Annotated in this window: 5 protein-coding genes and 2 pseudogenes; all 7 read left to right on the top strand. The window is 66.1% G+C overall.

Features of this window, described 5'->3' with window-relative positions; translation table 11 throughout:
• The first annotated feature begins 28 nt into the window (after positions 1-28).
• A pseudogene (locus ACLP25_RS09570) lies at positions 29-733 on the top strand (carboxyl transferase domain-containing protein).
• Positions 734-763: 30 nt separating this feature from the next.
• The gene (locus tag ACLP25_RS09565; protein ID WP_442468969.1) at positions 764-1,105 is read left to right on the top strand and encodes a hypothetical protein; all 342 of its coding nucleotides are present in this window, start codon (positions 764-766) and stop codon (positions 1,103-1,105) included.
• 30 nt (positions 1,106-1,135) lie between these two features.
• On the top strand, positions 1,136-1,519 hold the full coding sequence (locus ACLP25_RS09560) for a biotin/lipoyl-containing protein (RefSeq protein ID WP_442468968.1): 384 nt from the start codon (positions 1,136-1,138) through the stop codon (positions 1,517-1,519).
• A 15-nt stretch (positions 1,520-1,534) separates the two neighbouring features.
• Complete coding sequence (locus ACLP25_RS09555) at positions 1,535-1,699, top strand: hypothetical protein (RefSeq protein WP_442468967.1); 165 nt, start codon at positions 1,535-1,537, stop codon at positions 1,697-1,699.
• 69 nt (positions 1,700-1,768) lie between these two features.
• Positions 1,769-2,863, top strand: a complete 1,095-nt coding sequence (locus ACLP25_RS09550; RefSeq protein ID WP_442468966.1) for a sodium ion-translocating decarboxylase subunit beta — start codon at positions 1,769-1,771, stop codon at positions 2,861-2,863.
• Between the two features lie 66 nt (positions 2,864-2,929).
• Positions 2,930-3,745: an alpha/beta hydrolase gene (locus ACLP25_RS09545; protein ID WP_442468965.1), complete on the top strand. Its 816-nt coding sequence runs from the start codon at positions 2,930-2,932 to the stop codon at positions 3,743-3,745.
• Positions 3,746-3,871: 126 nt separating this feature from the next.
• Positions 3,872-4,463: pseudogene (locus tag ACLP25_RS09540) on the top strand (pyruvate dehydrogenase (acetyl-transferring), homodimeric type); the annotation flags it as partial.

Here is a 4,463-nt window from a genome sequence, read left to right as displayed (position 1 = left end):
CCTCATCCCCGACGACCCGCAGTCGCCGATGGACGTGCGCGGCATCATCGAGCACATCGTCGATCCCGGCGAGTTCCTCGAAGTGCATCGCTCGTTCGCCGAGAACCTGATCGTCGGCTTCGGCCGGATCGGCGGCGTCGTGGTCGGCCTGATCGCCAATCAGCCGGCGGTGCGGGCGGGCGCACTCGACATGGACGCCGCCGACAAGGGCGCGCGCTTCATTCGCTTCTGCAACTGCTTCAACATCCCGCTCGTCACGCTCGTCGATGTGCCGGGCTTCATGCCCGGCGTCGAGCAGGAGCGAAACGGCATCATCCGTCACGGCGCGAAGCTCCTGTTCGCCTACGCCTCCTGCACGACGCCGAAGGTGACGGTGATCCTGCGCAAGGCCTAGGGCGGCTCCTACCTCGCCATGTGCAGTCAGGAAATGGGCGCCGACTTCGTCTTCGCCTGGCCGACCGCGGAAATCGCCGTAATGGGCGCGGACGGCGCCGTCAGGGTTCTCTACAACAAGGAGCTGAAGGCCGCGGCGGACCCGAAGGCCAAGGCCGCGGAACTCGCCGCCGCCTACCGTGCCGAATTCGCCTCGCCCTACATGGCGGCCGCGAACGGCTACATTACCGACGTCATCGATCCCGCGATCACCCGGTCGACGATCGCGCTGTCGCTGCGCAAGGCGCTGTCGAAGCGCGAACTCCGGCCGCCCAAGAAGCACGGGAACATTCCCCTCTAACGCTCCAACCCCGATCGGAGGAACGACGCCATGACCTTCGAGACCCTGAAGTTTGCGATCGGCGCGATCGCCGCCCTGGCCGTCTTGTGCATCGCTGTGGTGTACCTCGGCCGCTTTCTGAGCTGGATTGAACGTTCCGAGATCGCCCGTCAGAAGGCGGAGGCGGCGGCGGAGGTCGAGCGCAACAGGGCCGCCGCGCCCGCTGTTGTCGCGCCCGAACTCGACGGCGTCCCGACCCAACACATCGTCGCCATCGCGGCTGCGGTCGCCGCTTACGGTTTCAGAGTCATCCATATCGCGGATCACTCGACCGGGCGCGCCTGGGCGTCGGAGGGCCGCTGGATGCACCAGACGTCGCATCGCACGCATTGACACGAGTTTCGGAGATCAGGAGTCGCCGGTATGCAGCGGAAATTCAGGATCAGCGTCGACGGCCACGCCTATGAGGTCGTGGTGGAGGAGATCGCCGGGGAGGGTGGTGCGACGTCGTGGCCCGGCTCAGTCGCCGCGGCTTCGGCGGCGGTGGCGGCGGCCGCGGCGCCGGCCACTGCCGAGGCGAAGCCCGCCGCCAAGGCGGGCGACGAGGTCGCGCCGCTCGCCGGCACCGTCCAGTCGGTCGACGTGACGGTCGGCCAGGCGGTCAAGGCCGGAGACAAGATCGCCACCATCGAGGCGATGAAGATGAAGACCGAGGTGCACGCCAAAGGCGCCGGCAAGGTCGTGTCGATCGCGGTCAAGCCCGGAGATTCTGTCGACACCGGCGGCGTCCTGCTCACGCTCGCCTGAAACAAGGACAATCCCGTGACGATGCCCGACACGCTCTACGGAGCGCTCATGCTCAGCTTCATCGATTTCTTCACGTCGATGGTCATGATCTCGGGGATCGGCGTCGTGCTGGCGCTGTTCCCGCTCCTCAACCGGCTCGCCAAGATCGACGAAGAGGCGCTGCGCAAGAGCCATCACTGATCGCCGGATCATCCCGGGCTGGAGGGGCGTCCCTTGATTGAACAGGTGCTTTCTTTTCTCGGCGCATTGATGGATCAAACCGGCCTCGCCCATCTCTGGTGGGGCAACGTGGTCATGATCGCCATCGGCTGCGCCATGATCTATCTGGCGATCGCCAAGGGTTACGAGCCGCTGCTGCTGGTCGGCATCGGCTTCTCGTGCATCATCTCCAACGTGCCGGGGTCCGACCTCACCCAGCCGGGCGGCCTGTTTCATTATGCGTACGAAGGCGTGCAGCTGCTCGTCGTTCCGCCGCTCATCTTCTTCGGCGTCGGGGCGATGACCGATTTTGCCCCGATGATCGCCAATCCGCGACTCGTGATCCTGGGCGCGGCGGCGCATCTGGGCATCTTCGTCGCCCTGATCGGCGCGAAGCTGCTCGGCTTCACCCTCAAGGAGGCCGGCGCGATCGGCATCATCGGCGGCGCCGACGGGCCGATGGCGATCTTCATGACCGTCAAGCTCGCGCCGCATCTCCTGCCGCAGATCTCGGTCGCCGCCTATTCCTACATGGCGCTGATGCCGCTGATCCAGCCGCCGGTCATGAAGCTGCTCACCACCCCCGCGGAGCGGAAGATCCGGATGAAGCAGTCGCGGCAGGTAACCCGGCTCGAGAAGATCGCGTTCCCGATCGTGATCGGCATCATCGTCAATCTGTTCTTCCCGCCGGTCGCGCCGCTCATCACCATGCTGATGCTCGGCAACCTGTTCCGCGAGGTGCTGGTCGTCAACCGGCTCGCCAGGACCGCGGCCAACGACCTCATGAACGTGATCATCATTGTGCTGACCGTCGCGATCGGCTCGACCATGGCGGCCGACAAGTTTCTCACCATCGACACGATCGAGATTGTCGTCCTCGGCCTCGTCGCCTTCCTGTTCGGCACCGGCTCGGGCGTGGTCGGCGCCAAGATCCTGAACCTGTTTTTGAAGGAGAAGATCAATCCGCTGCTTGGCTCGGCCGGCATCGCCTCGGTGCCGATCGCGGCCAGGGTCAGCCACAACGTGGCGCTCCAGTACGACAAGGAGAACTTCCTCATCTATCACGCGATGGGGCCCAATCTCGCCGGCGTGTTCGGCACGGCGATCTCCGGCGCAATCATGCTCGCGCTCTTGGGCGTTCACTGACGGACCGTGCGATAAAAAGCGGGGAGGAGGGGCGCGAGGTCCGCCGCGCCCGGGGGGCGAAAAGCAATGGCCGAAGATTTCGCAACGGACGCGCCGCTGGAGATCATCACGGCGGGCGCGCCTTCGCGCCGCCCCTCGCTCGTCTTCGTTCACGGCGCCTTCTGCGGCGCATGGGTGTGGGCGGAACATTTCCTGCCTTTCTTCGCCGAGCTCGGATGGCATGGCGTCGCCGTGTCGCTCAGCGGCCACGGCGAGAGCCCGGGCAGGAAGCAGTTGGACCGGTTTGGCATTTCGGATTACGTGGCCGACGTCGCTGTGGCTGCGGCCGGGCTCGATCGTCCGCCCGTGGTGATTGGGCACTCGATGGGCGGCGTCGTCGCCCAGCACTTTGCGCGAAAGCATCAGGCTTCGGGCCTGGCGCTGCTCGCGCCCGCGAGCCTCACCAGCCTCGCCGGATCCTTTGCGCATATGTCGCTCAGGCGCCCGGATCTGCTGCGAGCCTTGGGCCGCGTTCAGTCCCGCGGGGTGACGGCGGAAGACTATGAGGCGATCCGTCGCGGGCTCTTTTCCGCCGACTTCCCCGTCGACCTCGCCATGCGCTACAGTCGGCAGTTCCAGCGGGAGTCCGTTCGCGCCAATCTGGAGCTCATGGTTCCGCAGTGGCCGTTGCTGATGGGGCGCCCCCGCCTGCCGGTCCTCGTCATGGGCGGCGCCGACGATTGTTTCATTCCCTATGTCGACTTGCTCACGTCATCGACGTTCTGGAACGCGGAGCTGCGCGTTCTCGAAGGCGTTCCCCACGCCCTGATGCTCGACACGTCCTGGCGCGCCTCCGCTGAGACAGTCGCCGACTGGCTCAGGCGATCGTTCGACCAGGCCTGAGGGAGGCGGTCCCGGACACCGCCATAGTGGTCGGTCGGGACGCGAGCGGTGTCGCGCCGCGCGAATCCGGTGGAACAGGCGGGCCCCGAGCGTTACGCTTTCGTGCAGATCCGACAGGGCGGGACCATGACGACCTCCGAGGCGTACAAAGGGAGCGCAGGCGCCCAGGAAAAGGATGGCGATCCGGTCGAAACGGCCGAGTGGCTCGAATCGATCGACGCCGTCGTTCGCTATCGCGGACCGGAGCGCGCCCTGTTCCTCCTGCGCAAACTGGAGTCGCGGCTGCGCGACCAGGGCGTCTCGGCGCTTCAGCCGCCCTATTCGGCCTATCGCAATACGATCCCGCTGGAGAAGCAGGGACCCTATCCCGGCGATCTCGCGCTCGAAGAGCGGCTGACCGCAATCATGCGCTGGAACGCGCTCGCCATGGTGGCGCGCGCCAACCGCGCCCATGGCGAGCTTGGCGGCCACATCGCGAGCTATGCGTCCGCGGCGGAAATCTTCGAAACCGGCTTCAATCACTTCTTTCGCGGCGCGGGCGATGGTTTCGGGGGCGATCTCGTCTACTTCCAGCCGCACTCGGCGCCGGGCGTCTACGCGCGCGCCTTCCTCGAAGGGCGCTTAACCGAAGAACAACTCGCGCGCTATCGGCAGGAGGTCTGCGGGGGCGGGCTCTCTTCTTACCCGCATCCCTGGCTGATGCCCGACTTCTGGCAAT

The organism is Roseiarcus sp. (genome assembly GCF_052145395.1).
Taxonomy (GTDB): domain Bacteria; phylum Pseudomonadota; class Alphaproteobacteria; order Rhizobiales; family Beijerinckiaceae; genus Roseiarcus.
The sequence above is the reverse complement of the archived record's forward strand: the minus strand, read 5'-3'. Positions and strand labels throughout refer to the sequence as shown.

What these genes read in the sequence shown, in the direction of transcription:
- ACLP25_RS09560 (WP_442468968.1), top strand. Translation starts at nt 1,136, where the DNA reads ATGCAGCGGAAATTCAGGATCAGCGTCGACGGCCACGCCTATGAGGTC.
- ACLP25_RS09565 (WP_442468969.1), top strand. Translation starts at nt 764, where the DNA reads ATGACCTTCGAGACCCTGAAGTTTGCGATCGGCGCGATCGCCGCCCTG.
- ACLP25_RS09545 (WP_442468965.1), top strand. Translation starts at nt 2,930, where the DNA reads ATGGCCGAAGATTTCGCAACGGACGCGCCGCTGGAGATCATCACGGCG.
- ACLP25_RS09550 (WP_442468966.1), top strand. Translation starts at nt 1,769, where the DNA reads ATGGATCAAACCGGCCTCGCCCATCTCTGGTGGGGCAACGTGGTCATG.